At 77.1% G+C, this 13,320-nt stretch carries 12 protein-coding genes and 1 pseudogene; 4 read left to right on the plus strand and 9 right to left on the minus strand.

Annotated elements, in window-relative coordinates:
- Nucleotides 1-4: 4 nt before the first annotated feature.
- From ACIA79_RS04320 to ACIA79_RS04355, 8 genes and pseudogenes are all read right to left on the minus strand, one after another.
- A complete protein-coding gene (locus ACIA79_RS04320; RefSeq protein WP_399426619.1) occupies nucleotides 5-1,360 on the minus strand; it encodes a YcaO-like family protein in 1,356 nt (451 codons plus the stop codon).
- A complete protein-coding gene (locus ACIA79_RS04325) occupies nucleotides 1,357-2,748 on the minus strand; it encodes a CocE/NonD family hydrolase (RefSeq protein ID WP_399426620.1) in 1,392 nt (463 codons plus the stop codon). The genes ACIA79_RS04320 and ACIA79_RS04325 overlap by 4 nt, the downstream gene beginning before the upstream one ends.
- Nucleotides 2,745-3,533, minus strand: coding sequence for a hypothetical protein (locus ACIA79_RS04330; RefSeq protein ID WP_399426621.1), 789 nt, complete (start codon nucleotides 3,531-3,533; stop codon nucleotides 2,745-2,747). The genes ACIA79_RS04325 and ACIA79_RS04330 overlap by 4 nt, the downstream gene beginning before the upstream one ends.
- A 95-nt stretch (nucleotides 3,534-3,628) precedes the next feature.
- Nucleotides 3,629-3,757, minus strand: a complete 129-nt coding sequence (gene amiA, locus ACIA79_RS04335; RefSeq protein WP_267882580.1) for a streptamidine family RiPP — start codon at nucleotides 3,755-3,757, stop codon at nucleotides 3,629-3,631.
- A 61-nt stretch (nucleotides 3,758-3,818) separates the two neighbouring features.
- Nucleotides 3,819-4,674: pseudogene (locus tag ACIA79_RS04340) on the minus strand (ABC transporter ATP-binding protein).
- Nucleotides 4,671-5,690 (minus strand): FecCD family ABC transporter permease, encoded by a 1,020-nt coding sequence (locus tag ACIA79_RS04345; RefSeq protein ID WP_399426622.1) that lies wholly within the window; start codon nucleotides 5,688-5,690, stop codon nucleotides 4,671-4,673. Before ACIA79_RS04345 ends, ACIA79_RS04340 begins: the two are co-directional and overlap by 4 nt.
- Entirely contained in the window at nucleotides 5,687-6,622 is a 936-nt protein-coding gene (locus ACIA79_RS04350) for a FecCD family ABC transporter permease (protein WP_399426746.1), read from the minus strand. The genes ACIA79_RS04345 and ACIA79_RS04350 overlap by 4 nt, the downstream gene beginning before the upstream one ends.
- Nucleotides 6,623-6,693: 71 nt before the next feature.
- A complete protein-coding gene (locus tag ACIA79_RS04355; protein WP_399426623.1) occupies nucleotides 6,694-7,671 on the minus strand; it encodes an ABC transporter substrate-binding protein in 978 nt (325 codons plus the stop codon).
- A 143-nt stretch (nucleotides 7,672-7,814) separates the two neighbouring features.
- On the opposite strand from ACIA79_RS04355, the gene ACIA79_RS04360 reads away from it, so the two are divergent.
- From ACIA79_RS04360 to ACIA79_RS04370, 3 genes are all read left to right on the plus strand, one after another.
- Nucleotides 7,815-9,137 (plus strand): hypothetical protein, encoded by a 1,323-nt coding sequence (locus ACIA79_RS04360; RefSeq protein WP_399426624.1) that lies wholly within the window; start codon nucleotides 7,815-7,817, stop codon nucleotides 9,135-9,137.
- Between the two features lie 124 nt (nucleotides 9,138-9,261).
- The gene (locus tag ACIA79_RS04365) at nucleotides 9,262-10,023 is read left to right on the plus strand and encodes a hypothetical protein (protein ID WP_399426625.1); all 762 of its coding nucleotides are present in this window, start codon (nucleotides 9,262-9,264) and stop codon (nucleotides 10,021-10,023) included.
- Between the two features lie 270 nt (nucleotides 10,024-10,293).
- Nucleotides 10,294-10,695 carry an antibiotic biosynthesis monooxygenase family protein gene (locus ACIA79_RS04370; protein ID WP_399426626.1) on the plus strand — a complete coding sequence of 134 codons (402 nt, stop codon included), beginning with the start codon at nucleotides 10,294-10,296 and terminating at the stop codon, nucleotides 10,693-10,695.
- Here the strand turns inward: ACIA79_RS04370 and ACIA79_RS04375 are convergent.
- Entirely contained in the window at nucleotides 10,640-13,105 is a 2,466-nt protein-coding gene (locus tag ACIA79_RS04375; protein WP_399426627.1) for a tetratricopeptide repeat protein, read from the minus strand. The two genes, ACIA79_RS04370 and ACIA79_RS04375, sit on opposite strands and share 56 nt — an antisense overlap.
- Before the next feature lie 21 nt (nucleotides 13,106-13,126).
- Between ACIA79_RS04375 and ACIA79_RS04380 the strand changes: the two genes are divergently transcribed.
- The gene (locus tag ACIA79_RS04380; protein WP_399426628.1) at nucleotides 13,127-13,306 is read left to right on the plus strand and encodes a hypothetical protein; all 180 of its coding nucleotides are present in this window, start codon (nucleotides 13,127-13,129) and stop codon (nucleotides 13,304-13,306) included.
- The last annotated feature ends 14 nt before the right edge of the window (nucleotides 13,307-13,320 follow it).

Consider the following 13,320-nt stretch of genomic DNA (forward strand, 5'->3'; position numbering starts at 1 on the left):
GGGGTCACATGTGGGGCGGGGGCGCGAGCGTGAAGTCCCCGGGGAGCACGGGGGCTTCGGTGCGCCAGCGCCGGTCGAGGGCCGCCTGGGCGAAGCGGGGGCAGCCGAGGTAGGCGAAGGCCGCCGGCTGGTTGGGGATCAGTCCGGAGACGAGGACGCGGGCCACGCGCAGCGGGGTCTCGGCGATGTCCTCGGTGGTGAGGTCGACGGTGACGACGCGGTGGCCGGCGCGGGCGAGGCGGTCGTGGAGCGCGGTGCGGGTGGTGGGCGCGAGGTCGGTGACGGGCACCACGCCCAGGGCCGGTTCGGTGAAGCGGCGGGCATAGGGCGCCATGCGGGGGTCGAGCCACACCTGGACGTGGGCTCCGAGGTCGCGGACGGCGGCGAAGTCCTCGCCGCAGTCGTCGAGGTAGCGCCGGTCGGGCCGGTGGTCGAGGTAGAGGCCGCGCGCCAGCATCCCGGCCTCGACGGCCTGGAAGACCCAGCCGTCGGCGTCGACGGCTCCCTGGGTGAAGACCCAGGTGTGGACCGCTTCGAGGACCGCCTTGCGGGCGGCCTCGGCCGGGTCGTAGCGGCAGGCGAAGCCGGCGGCGTGGATGTCCCGGACCGGGTCGTGGACGAGCGCGGCCGTGCAGGGGGCGAACTCGGAGGGCATCTCGACGATCCACACGTCGAGGGAGGTGCCGGCGAGGTCGTCGAGGAGGCCGGGCACGCTCGCGGGGTCGATGCCGCGGGTGGGGCCGTCGAGGTGCCACCACAGTTCGAGGGCGTCGCGTTCGACGATCTCCAGCAGGGCGCGTTCGACGGCGTCGTCCAGGCCCTGGCCGGTGGCGATGCCCGCGTAGTTGAGGTGGTGGGTGCGCGGGAGGGAGCGGTGTGCGCCCTGGCGCCAGTTGAGGTGGGTGAGGGCGACGGGTGCCCAGCACTCCTCGCCGTTCTCCGTGCCGCGTGCCCACAGGGCGGGCGTGTCCGGGGTGAGGGGCCGGTAGGGGAAGCCGGGGCGGGCGTACTGCCAGGGGGCGTAGGCGGGCAGGTCACCCGGGCCGTACAGGCGCGCGCCCTCGGCGGTGAGTTCGGCGGCGGTGGCGCGGCGCGGTGCGCCGGGGTGTCCGGGCGGGGGCACGCGGTTGCCGCAGTAGCGTTCGACGGCCTCGGCGATGGCGGCGGTCCGGGCGCCGGCCGGGTCGCCGAAGGTGGTGCCGAGGGAGACCCGGTCGGCGGGCCAGGCGCCGAACCGGCGGGCGTCGGAGACGTCGGCGGTCATCGCGGTGTAGCGGGGCGGGGCGCCGGCCGGGTGCGGTACGGCTTCGACGCCGCGTATCAGCCCGCAGACCGGGTCCACGAGGGCTTCGAGGTTCACGTCTGTATCTCCTGTACGGGGTCGAGGGGGCGGACGCCCCGGACGACGGGGAGGCGCAGCGCGCTGCTCCGCATGCGCACGGTGCGGCGCGAGGGCAGCAGGCGGGTGGCGGTCACCGGGTCCTCGCCGGTGTGCGGGTTGCGGGCGTGCGCCGGGAAGTGGTGGCCCGCGACCTCGACGCGCAGCCGCGTCCCGGCGGCCAGGCGCCGGGCGAGGTGTCCGAGCGGGACGGTGAAGGGGCCGGGGGTTGTGCGGCGCACGATGCCGGTGGCGAGCGGATCGGCGCGGCCCGCGGGGTCGAGGGCGACGAGCCGGACGGCCCAGTCGGCGCTGGGCGTGTCGGCGACCGCGTCCAGGCGCGCCTCGGCCGGGCCCAGGAGGTCCAGCGGGCGCGGGAGCGGGGGTGTGAGCAGCAGGCAGCGGTCGGGGACACCGTGTGCGGGGACGTCGAGGGTGTCGGAGCGGACCGGGCTCTCGGGGTCGGCGACGAAGTCGGCGCCGCGCAGCGGGCGGGGGCCGGTGGGCGCGCCGAAGGGGTACGGGGTGAGTCCGGGGTCCGCCAGGCGGCACCAGTGGTCGCTGCCGCCGAGGGCGACCGCGGAGGCGCGGCCGGTGAGCCGGCCGGCGAGTGCGGCGCGGGCCCAGCCGGTGTGGAGGGCGCCGAGGTTCAGCCGGTGGGCCGGGCGGGCCTCGGGCGCCGGTTCGGCGGTGAGGCGGTGGCCCCAGGGGCCGAGCAGCAGCCGGGCCGGGCCGGGCCAGTGCCGCCAGAGCCGGACGGTGTCCGCGGCGAACGGGTCGCGGGTGCCGCCCACGGCGAGCAGGGGCACGTCCGCGGCCGGTACGGGCCGGCGGGCGGCGCGCCAGAGGGCCGGCCAGGCCGGGGAGTCGAGGATGCCGAGGATGGGGAGGTGGTCCAGCCGCCGGGCCCGGGCGGGCGGGGGGCCGCCGTGCTCCGACCACCATCCGGCGCGGGCCAGGAGGCGCTCCGGCCCGGTCGTCTCGCGGGCGGTCTCGGCGAGCCCGAGGGCGGGTACGGCGGCGATGACCGCGTCGGCGCCGGGTGTCACGAGGGCGCAGTACGCGGCGTAGGAGGCGCCGGAGGCGACGACCGTGCCGTCGCTCCAGGGCTGCTCGCGGATCCAGCGGAGGGTGGTTTCGCCGTCCTTCGCCTCGTGGTCGCCGTACGGGTCCCAGCCGCCGTCCGAGGCGTGCCGGCCGCGGACGTCCTGGGCGAGGGCGGCGAAGCCGCGGGCCGCCCAGCCGCGCAGTTCGGCGCGGTGGTGGCGGCGGTCGTACGGGGTGCGGACGAGGACGGCGGGGTGCGGTCCCGGCGCGGGCGGCAGGCACACGTCGGTCGCCAGGCCGTCGATGCGGACGGTGCGGGTCATCGGGGTGCGTCCAGCGGCGCGACGTCCGGCACCGGCAGCACGGGGTGCTCGGTGAGGGTGAGGTCGCGCAGGTCGATGCGGCGCAGCCGGCGCCGCACGGCGAGGGGCGCGCCGCCGGCCCAGGCGATGAGGTCGCCGGTGAGCAGCGCGGCGGTGAGCGCGGCGGAGGCCTCGGTGTGGGCGGGGCCGTCGTCGGGGGTGGCCGGACCGGCCCAGTAGGCGGCGAGTTCGCGGTGGGCGGGGGTGGCGGCCAGGCGCCGGAGCCGCACGTGTGCGGAGGTGACGTCGCCGGGGGCGCAGGCGAGGGGCTCCAGCCAGGCGTGGGCGCCCTCGCGGTGGCAGCGCAGCCAGGCGGTGCCGTGGGCGGGCAGGGTGTCGGCCCGGTCCCAGATCCCCTGGGGCGCGGGCCCGTCCAGGCACCACACGACGGCGGTGTGCGCGTCCGGCGTGCCGGGGAGGTCGTGGCGCACGGTGGCTCCCGCGTCGCGGACGCACCGGGTGAGCGGCCCTGTCAGCCCGGCGTCGCCGAGCACGACCACGGTGCGTCCGCCGAGCGGGGCGGGCGCCGGTGTGCGCGTGGTGTAGCCCGCCTCCTCGAAGGCCCGTGCCAGAGCGGCGAGTTCCGGACCCGCCGGTCCCCCGCCGGTGAGGTGCGCGAGGAGCGCGGCCTCGTCCACCGTTCCGGTGTGCACCTGGAGGAACGTTCCGTCGGGCGTGCGGACGGCGAGGCCCCGGTCAGGGACGGTGACGAGGACGACGCCGGGGGCGAGCCGCACGGTGGCCACGGGATTCCTCCAGGGGGAAAGGGGGTGGGGGGACGGGGCGGGCCCGCCCGGAAAGGCGATCCGGGCGGGCCCCAGGCACGGGTGGGACGCGGGGCCTACTTGTCCGCGTCGGCCTCGACGGCGTCGTCGAAGGGGTTCTCGACGAGCGCGTTGGAGTGGGTCGCCGACAGGTGGGCCAGCTGACCCTGCTCGGCGATCGGCGTGAACACCTTGTTCTGCTCCATGGATTGAGCCTCCGTTCAGTACGGGTGACCGCGCCGCCGGACCGGCGACGCACCACCGACACTAATGAATATGATTTTCATTTCGCAAGCCCCTCGGCGGACGGGAGAGGGTGATCCGGGTAACACACCGGCCATCCGCCCTGCGGATCGCGGCCCACCCGGCCCGCGACACCCAGGACGCCGGCGAGGAGTCCGGGCGTGACCACCTCGGCCGGCGGGCCGTCCGCCGCGACACGGCCGCCGCGCAGCGCCACGATCCGGTCCGCGAACCGCGCCGCGTGCCCCAGGTCGTGCAGCACCATCACGACGGTCAGCCCGCGCTCCTCGCGCAGCCGCACCACCGTCTGCATGACCTCCAGTTGGTGGCGCAGGTCGAGATACGTGGTGGGCTCGTCCAGCAGCAGGACGCGGGTGTCCTGGGCGAGCGCCATGGCCAGCCGCACCCGCTGGCGCTCACCGCCCGACAGGGCGTCCACCGGCCGGTCGGCCCACCCCGCGACCCCCACGTCCGCCATCGCCCGGGCGCACACCGCGTCGTCGCCGTCGCGCAGCATGCCGAGCGGCCCGCGGGCCGCGTACCGCCCCTGCCGCACCAGCTGGCGGACGGTCATTCCCGGGACAGGTGGGGCTTGCTGGTGCAGCAGGGCCACCCGCCGCGCGGCCGCGCGGCGGCCGAGCCGGGCCAGGTCGTGGCCGTCCAGCAGCACCCGCCCGGAGGCCGGCCGGAGCAGTCCGGCGCACAGCCGCAGCAGGGTGCTCTTGCCGCAGCCGTTGAGGCCCACCAGGGCCACGAGTTCGCCGGGCGTGATGTCCAGGTCGACCCCGGACAGCACCTCCCGGTCCGGGTAGCCGAAGCGGACCCCGTCGACGCGCACCGTCCCCGTCGCCGTGGCCGCGGTGTCCTGAGCAACGCTCATCCCTGCTCCTCGTTCAGCGTGCGGCGGCGCGCCACCATCAGCAGCAGCACCGCGCCCACGCAGGTCGTCAGCGCCCCGGCGGGGACGCTCAGCCGGTCCATGTCCACCGCGCGCGCCACCAGTTGCGAGAGCCACTGGGCCGCGGCGTCCGCGCCGCCCACCACCGCCGCCCCGAGCAACGCGGCCCCGGGCAGCGCGGCCCGCAGGTCCGCGCCGAAGAGCGCGAACGCCAGATGGGGCACGAGCAGCCCGACGAAGCCGAGCGCGCCGACGGCCGAGACCGCTCCCGCGGTCAGCGCCACCGCGCACACCAGCGCGGCCGCGCGCGCCCGGCCGGTGTCCAGCCCGGCCGCCGACGCCTGTTCGTCACCGCAGCGCAGCAGGGTCAGGGGGGCGGCCAGCGCGCAGGCCGCCAGGGCCCAGACGGCCGCCCAGGGCCACAGCAGGTGCCAGTGCTCCCATACGCGGCCCTCGGTGGAGCCGACCAGCCACTGCACGACGCTGCCGAGTTCGCCGGGGGCGACCAGCAGCACCATGGCGGTCAGCCCGGAAAGCACCGCGGAGACGAGCACACCGTGCACGGCCGTCTGCGCCGGGTCGCCCTTCCCGCGCCCCGCGAGCAGCCACAGCAGGCCCGCGCCGGCGAACCCGCCCAGGCACGCCGCGGTCACCACGGCGGCCGGGGACTCCCAGCCGGCGAGACCGAGGCCGCTCGCGGTGACCGCGCCGAGCACGGCACCGGGCGTGACGCCGGTGACCTCGGGCCCGGCGAGCGGGTTGCGCAGCGCCGACTGCAGGACCGTGCCCGCGAGCCCCAGCGAGGCGCCCGCGGCCAGCGCCACCAGGGTGCGCGGCAGCCGCAGCCGGAGGACGACGTGCCGGGCCATGGGGTCGCCGCCACCCCCGAGCACCTCCCAGACACCGGAGGCGGATACGGCGCGCCCGGCGACCAGACCGGCGGCCGCGACGAGGAGGACCAGCAGGAGGAGGGCGGCCGCGCGCCGTGCGTGCGTCACCGGCGGCCCGCCTTCAGCAGGGCGACACCGGCCGGGACGCCCAGCAGCGCCGTCCAGGCGCCGACCGGCGTCTCGACCGGGGCGAGCGCGAGCCGCGCCGGCTGGTCCGCGCAGGCCACGACCAGCGCGCCCCACACCGCCGCCCAGGGCAGCAGCCGCACCGCGTCCGCGCCGGGCCGCAACCGCCGTGCCAGGTGCGGCGCGAGGAAGCCGACCCAGGCGACCGGCCCGCACACGGCGACGACCGGCGCGATGAGCAGCACCGAGATGGCGAGGGCGGCGAGCCGCGCCCGCCGCACCCGTACGCCGAGGGCCCGCGCGTCGTCGTCGCCGAGCCGCAGCACGCTCAGCACCGGCGCGCACAGGACCAGCGCCGGCACGGCGACGACGAGCCACGGCCCCAGTCCCGTCACGTCGTCCCAGGTGCGGGCGGAGAGGCTGCCGAGCAGGTAGCGGTAGATGAGCTGGAGGTCGAGCTGGTCGGCCAGCACCATCAGCACGAGCAGCGCGGCCTGGAGGGCGGCGGCAACGGCCGCGCCGGTCAGCAGCACGGCGGAGGGGCTGCGCCCGAACCCGGCGGCGAGCAGCGTCAGGACGCCACCGGCCGCCGCGCCGCCGAGGGCGAGCAGCGGCTGCACGGCGAGCGGCACGGACAGGGCCAGGACCAGCGGGGCGGCGACCCCGAGCGCGGCGCCGCTGGAGACGCCGAGCAGTTCGGGGACGGCGAGCGGGTTGCGCAGGGCCTCCTGCAGGACGAGTCCCGCGGCGCCCAGGCAGGCGCCGGCGACGAGCCCCAGCAGGAGCCGGGGCAATCGCAGTTCGGTCACGACGACCCCGGCGAGACCGTCCCCGCCGAGCGCGGAGGCGAGCGCGGCGGGCGGCACGTAGGGCGTCCCGAGGCACAGCGCGCAACCGGTGACCGCCAGCAGGATCAGGGCGGCCGCGAGGACCCGGCGCAGGGGCGGGGACCCGGCGGCGGTCGCGGTCGGGTACACGGGGGCGGTCACGCGAGTGCGGCCGTGGCCTCGTCGAGGACGATGCCGAGCGACCGGGTGCCGCGGCCCTTGGCCCACACCTCGGAGTCGACCTCGTGGACGTCGCCGTTCTTCACGGCCGGGATGCGGGACCAGAGCGGGTTCGCGGCGAGCTTGTCGGAGAGCTTGCCGTCGGACGGGCCGCCGAAGGAGAGCGTCTCGACGAACATCACTTCGACGTCGGCGGCGAGGATCTCCTCCATGCTGTACGTGCCCTCGACGCCGCGGCTCTTCCACGGGTAGTGCGCGATCTTCGGGAACAGTCCCGCGACGACGTCGTTGCCGGGCGTCGCGACGCCGAAGTTCTCGTCGCTGCCGAAGATGATCAGCGCGGTCCTGTCGCTCCGGGCGTTCTCGGCCTTCGCGAGCTTCGTGCGGAACGCCTTCTCGGCGGCCTCGCCCTGCCGGGTGCGTCCGGTGAGGGCGGCGAGGTCGCGCAGGTAGCCGACGCTGTCCTCCCAGCTGTCCGGCTGGACCGGCCAGAAGACCGTGGCGCCCTTGAGCGCCGGCGCGAGCTTGCCGTGGGTGTCCTCCAGTCCGATCACCAGGTCCGGCTCGTACGAGAGGATCGCCTCGGCCTCCGGGGCGAGGAAGCCGCCCGGCACGACCGGGATCCTCGCCGCCTTTGCCTTGCCCAGGAAGGCGGGGTGGGCGAGCAGCCGGGAGTTGGTGGCGGCGGGCTCCATGCCGAGTTCGGCGAGCATGTCGTCGCAGAGCGCGACGAGGCAGACGACGCGCCGCGGGGCGGCCTTCGTGGTGACGGTGACGCCCTTGGCGTCGGTGACGGACCGGGCGGCTCTGATGGGCTCGACCTTCACGTCGGTCCTGGGCCCGGCCTTGCCCTCCTCCCCGGCGGTGTCTGCGGTGGATCCGCAGCCGGCGAGCAGCGTGCCCATGACGGCCGCGGCGACCCAGCGGCGCACGGTTCCCAGCATCCTGCGTGACATAGGGCTCTCGGTTCTCCGTCTCGGTGCCGGGGCGGGGGTGGGAGTGCGGCGGAGGCTCCCCGGCCGTCCCCCGCCCCACGAGTGCCACATGATAATCATTATCAGTAAAGTCTCCGTCCGCCCACCCCCTCGGGAGAACCGCCGTGCCGCTCGCGCCCCGTCTGCTGGTAGCCGACCAAGTCGCCGGATCGATACGGGTCCTGGACCTGCCGGACGGCCGGGTGGTCGGTGTCGTGGAGCACCGGCACCTCGCCGAGCACGCCGGTTTCCTCGCCCTCCCCGGCGGCCGGTGGGCCTTCGTCGACGACCTCGCCGGCGAGCTCGTCGTCCTCGACCCGTACGGCCCGGACGCCGGCCGCCCGCTGGTCGCGGCGACGGCTCCGGTGGCCGTACCGGCCGAGCACCTGGCCGCCGACCCGTCGGGGCGGCACCTCGCGGTGACGACGGGCTGCGGCCGCAACGAGGAGCCCTGGTCCGACCTGCTCACGGTGGTGGACCTGGCCGCTGGCCCCCGGTCGGTCCGCGTCCGCACGCGCACCGGCGAGCCTGGGGTGACGGTGCTCGGCGCCGCGAACACCCGCCGGGCGGGCGGGACGGCGGCCGGGCCGGACGGGCCCCCGGCGCCGGGGACGCACCGGCCCGCCGGCCCGGGCTCCCCGCACGGGGATACGGCTCCGGACGACCCGCTCGTCGTCCTGAGGCACCGCGAGCCCGGCGCGCTCGCGGCGTACCGGTTCGGCGACCTGCTGGCCGCCGCGCCCGCGTGCCCGCCCGCGGCGCCCGCGTACGAGGCCGGGCTGCCCGACCACGACGGCCACGGCGACGCCCACGACCCGGTCACCGGGCGGGTGTTCGCCGCCGCCGGCTCCGGGGTGCACCGCGTCCGGCGCGACGGCGACCGGCTCGTGACGGAGGATCCGCTGCCCTGGGCGGGGCCGGGGCGCGGGTACTACCTGCGGCTCGATCCGGTGCGCCGGACGCTGTGGTCCTGCGTGCGCGGCGGGCCGGCCGACCCCGGCCGCTGGCCGGAGTGGTCCAACGACGCCTGGTTCCACTCCCTCGGCACCGGCCGCACCGGCCGCGTCCCGCTCGGCCCCGGGCTGGTCTTCCGGCTCGCGGTCGCCGCGCACCACGTCGCGTACGCGCGCGTGCACCCGGACGGCGACGAGCTGGTCCTGCTGGACCCGGACGTACCCCGGGTCGCCGCGCGGCGGCCGCTGCCGCCCATGGACGGCGCGCCGAAGCCCGGCGGCACCCCCTGGGACGGGGTGCAGCGGCGGGCGATCGCCGCGTCACCGGGCGCCTCCCTCGTCGCCGTCACCCGGGGCGGCCACGGGGAGGTTCACCTTTTCGACGGAACCCGGCCGCTCGCCCGCCTCACCGTGCCGACGCCCCTCGACGACGGCGGTCACCTTGCCCTGACGGCTCCGGAGGACGGCGCGTGGGCGGATCCGGTGGGGCGTTGATCCCCGGCCGTTTGTGAATCCTTTCACCTGGGCCCTTGGCCGGGCATGCCCATCCGTGCTGAGATGCGTCCGGACCCAACAGCTCGATGGCGCGCTCGGGGAGGGCAATGTGGCGCATACCGCCATGTCTGGTTCCGGAACGACCGCAAGCGACGATCCACTCCAGACCGCGGTATGGCGGCTGCGCTCCCGCGGCTGCTGGACCGACGCGGCCGCCCTCCTCGTACCCGGCGCGCACGACCCGGCCGTGGCGCTCCAGCGCGCGTCCCTGCTGATCGAGCGGTGCCTCTACACGGAGCAGGGCTGGGCCGAGGCGGAGGACGCGCTGCGCGCGGCCGAGGCGCTCGCCCAGGACGACGAGGAGCGCGGCGCGGCCGCCTGCGAACGCGGTTACCTCGCCTACGCGTCGACGCTGCTGGGCGTCCGGGACCGGGCCGACGAGGCCCGCGCGGCGCTCGGCCGCGCCGCGGCGCTCATCGGCCCGGCCGCACCGGGCCGCCCGCTGCTGGATTTCCGGCGCGGGCTGATCGCCCAGAACCTCGCCGACTCCCCGCAGGCAGCCCGCGCCGCGTACCGCCGCGCCCATGCGGGCGCCGCCGCCCAGGACGACCGGCTGCTGCTCTCCTTCACCTGGCGCCACCTGGCCGGACTGGCCCTGCACGACGGGGACGTGGCGGAGGCGCGGCACGGCTTCGCCGAGTCGCTGCGGCTGCGCGAGGAGCTCGGCTACCTGGTGGGTACGGCTCCGGCGCTGGCGGCCCTCGCGGACGCCGAGCCGGAGCCGGACGCGGCACGGCTGCGGGAGGAAGCGCGCCGGCTGTTCCGGCTGATGGGCGGCGTACCGACCTGGCTGGCGGCGCAGTTGGCGGCGCAGCGGGCCGCCTGAGCACGGGCCGCGTCGGCCCGCACCGTCACCGACGGTCCGTCACCCGGAACCGATGTCCGGGTGACGGACTGTCAAGAGACGTCTCCGCAAGGCTCGTTCGGCCGGGCGCCCGCCGCCTACCGGTCGCACCGCAGCTCCTGCCGGGCTTACGGGGCGACGAGGGCGCAGGGTAAAGAGTCGGATCCCTTTCACCGGCTCCCCTGGACGCGGGGCCACCGGCCACGGAGGGTGAAGGGCGTTCCCACCCGCCCTCCGTACCTGGGGAGAAGCATGTCCACGTCCTTGGTCCCGGCCCACCGCCCCCCGTACTACGCCGTGATCTTCACCTCCCGCCGCACCGAAGGCGACAACGGCTACGCCGGGACGGCCGCCCGCATGGGACGCCTCGCCGCACAGCAGCCGGGGTACCTCGGTCACGAGTCCGTCCGCGGCGCGGACGGGCGCGGCATCACCGTCGCGTACTTCACCGACGAGGCGGCCGTCGCCGCCTGGCGCGAGAACGCCGAGCACGCGGCCGCGCGCGCGTACGGCCGTGAGCACTGGTACGAGGAGTACGTGGTGCACGTGGCCAGGGTGGAGCGTGCGTACGGCTCCGGCCCGGACGGTGGAGGCCGCGTCACGGGTGGTGCGGCTCGCGGGCGAGGCGCCGGCGCGTCAGTTCCGCGGACGTGAGGTAGGTGGCGACGAGGCCCGGCTCCTCGCGGGCGAGGTCCAGCGCGAGGGCCTGTGCGATGTCCTCCTGGGCCGGCCCGTGCTCCACCCGCGCCAGGAGCCGGATGGTGGCGCGTGCGTAGAAGGCGAAGGCGAGGTACGGCTTCTGGCCCGCGCCGCGGGCCAGGGCGACGGCCTCCGACCCGGTGGGCAGCGCTTCGTCGTACCGTGCGGCCTCGGCGAGGCGCAGTCCGTGGTCGGCCAGCGCCCAGGCCAGCAGGGGCTCGTGGGCCGCCGGGCCGTCGGGGGCCTCCTCGGCCAGGCGGCGGCCGAGGGCGACCGCTTCCGCGGTGGTCTCCAGCGCGCCGGGACGCCGTGGCTCGTCCGCCGCCGGGTAGTGGCCCGCGGACGCGAGCGCCCAGGCCAGGGCGGGCCGCTGCGCCGCGTCGGCGGCGGCCAGGGCGCGGCCCAGATCGGTGGCCCGGTCCAGGAGCGCCCGTCCCTCCGCGGGCTGTCGCCGTTCGACGAGGTACGCGCCCAGGACGCAGAGCGCCCGCTGGAGCACGGGCGGGTGCGCGGGCTCGGTGCGGACCAGGTCCTCGGCCACCGCGACGGCCCGCCGCAGTGCGGCATCCGCCGTCCCCGGGCCGGCGCCCTGCCGCAGGACGCCGAGGAGGGGCAGCAGCGCGCCCAGCAGGGCCTGTCCGACCGGGGTGCCCTCCAGCGGCCCGTCCAGCAGGGTGACGGCCTCGTCCACGAGGGGCAGCGCCTCCCTGCGGCGGTCGGCCGTCACCAGCGCCTCACCCGCGGAACCCAGCAGCACGACGAACGCGGCGGAGGCGTCCGCCAGCCGGCGCCGGATGTCGAGGGCCTCCCGCGCGGCCCGGAGGGCTTCGGCGTACCGTCCGTTCGCCCGCAGGCAGTTCGCGTACGTGCCGAGGCTCCGGGCGTGACCGGTCCGGAAGGCGTCCGGACGTTCCTCGGCCAGGGCCCGGTAGCGCCGTACGGACTCCCGGCTCGATTCCAGCGCCGGCCCGGGCTCGCCGCACTCCTGCTGCCAGATGGCGAGGTTGCTGAGGCCGTCGGCCAGCTCCGCCCGCTGCGCGGGGGTGGCGTCGCTCCGGCTGCCGACGAGCTCGCGCCGGATGCGGCCGGTCTCCCGCACGGCCGTCAGGGCCCGTTCGGGGCGGCCAAGTTCGCCCTCGGCGGCGGCGACGGCGTTGAGGGCGTGCGCCGGCTCGGAGCGGTACACCGGGGTGGCGGACCCGTCGGTGGACCCGGCGACGAGCTCGCGGTAGCGGGCGACGGCCTCGTAGGCGGGTTCCATCGCGTCGGCCCGCCGGCCGACGGAGCCGAGGGCGATCGACAGGTTGTGCAGGGACGCGGCCAGGTGCGGCAGCAGCGCGGGGGCGTCCGCCCGCGCCGACGGCCGCAGCCTGCGGACGGCCTCCTCCGCCACCTCGTACGCCTCCTGCCGGCGCCCCATGCCGAGGAGCCGGGCGCACAGTTTGCGCAGCAGCAGGGCGAGCTCCGGCGGACACGTCCCGTCCCGGTCCGCACGGGCGCGGTGGATGCCGGTCAGCCGCCGGGTGAGGTGCAGCGCCCAGGGCGCGAGGTTGTGGCTGGAGACGGGGAGGCGCTCCAGCAGCGCCATCAGGTGCGCGGGATCCGTGCGGGGGTCGTCCGCGATCCGGTACAACGCCGGCACCAGCGGCTCCGGCCGCTCGACGCGGGTGGCGACGTCGACGGCGGCGGGCCCGAGCAGCTCCGGGTGACGGGTGCACAGGCCGGTGAGCTCGGCGTCGAGGCGCCCGTGGTGCGCGGGGTGTCCGGCGGCCCGGGTGTGCAGGTCCAGCAGCCGGGTGGCCTGGGCCCCGGACGCCCCGGCCAGCAGGCGGTCGGCGAGGCGGGGGTCCGTGCGCAGCCGGCTGCCGAGGAAGTACTCGGCCAGGCGGTCCGGCCGCAGGGAGCCCCAGACCTGGGACGGGCCCGGCGGCGGGTAGAGGGCCCCGATCCAGTCGCGGACGGCCCAGCGGACGTCCGTGGTCTGGCCGTTCAGCACCGGCACCCGCTCCAGCAGGGCGTCGGCCTCCTCCTCGGCGGCGGCCCCGCACAGGAACGCGGCGGCCAGGACGGTCTCGATGCCCCTGCGCTTCTTCAGGCCCAAATCGGCCTCGACGGCGATCCAGTGGCGGCGCTCGTAGTCGAGCAGCCGTTCCTCGATGGGGCGGGCGCCGGCCGCGCCGCCGCCCGGTCGGTGGGCCGCGTCCAGCAGGTCGACGAGCGCGGTCATGTGCAGGGTGAGCGCCACCTCCATGTCCGGCGGCCGGGTCCGGTACGCGAAGGAGCGCGTCACGCGCGCGGCCAGGGCGGTCCAGTCGTGATGGTCCTGCCCGGGCACCCGCGGCAGGGCGCGGGCCAGGCCGTCCACGGCCTCGCGGTACGCCTCGGGGTGGCATCCGGGGTCCGGCTGGAGCGCAGCGGCGTGGCGGGAGCGTCGTACAGCTCCTCCAGCCCGGTGGCGGCGGGCAGGTCGTACCACCAGTCGCCGTCGGTGCGGGCCAGCAGCAGCACCTTGAACCGCACGGTGGCGGGGGCGGCGGCCGCCGTCCGCAGGAGGACGGGCAGTTGACCGCACGGTAGCGC

This window comes from Streptomyces sp. NPDC051310 (assembly GCF_044455245.1).
In the GTDB taxonomy this organism is placed as follows: Bacteria; Actinomycetota; Actinomycetes; order Streptomycetales; family Streptomycetaceae; genus Streptomyces.

Bases quoted from the DNA above. Each gene is read 5' to 3' on its own strand.
- ACIA79_RS04325 (WP_399426620.1), bottom strand. From the start codon at position 2,748: ATGACCCGCACCGTCCGCATCGACGGCCTGGCGACCGACGTGTGCCTG.
- amiA (WP_267882580.1), bottom strand. From the start codon at position 3,757: ATGGAGCAGAACAAGGTGTTCACGCCGATCGCCGAGCAGGGTCAGCTG.
- ACIA79_RS04355 (WP_399426623.1), bottom strand. From the start codon at position 7,671: ATGTCACGCAGGATGCTGGGAACCGTGCGCCGCTGGGTCGCCGCGGCC.
- ACIA79_RS04365 (WP_399426625.1), top strand. From the start codon at position 9,262: ATGTCTGGTTCCGGAACGACCGCAAGCGACGATCCACTCCAGACCGCG.
- ACIA79_RS04370 (WP_399426626.1), top strand. From the start codon at position 10,294: ATGTCCACGTCCTTGGTCCCGGCCCACCGCCCCCCGTACTACGCCGTG.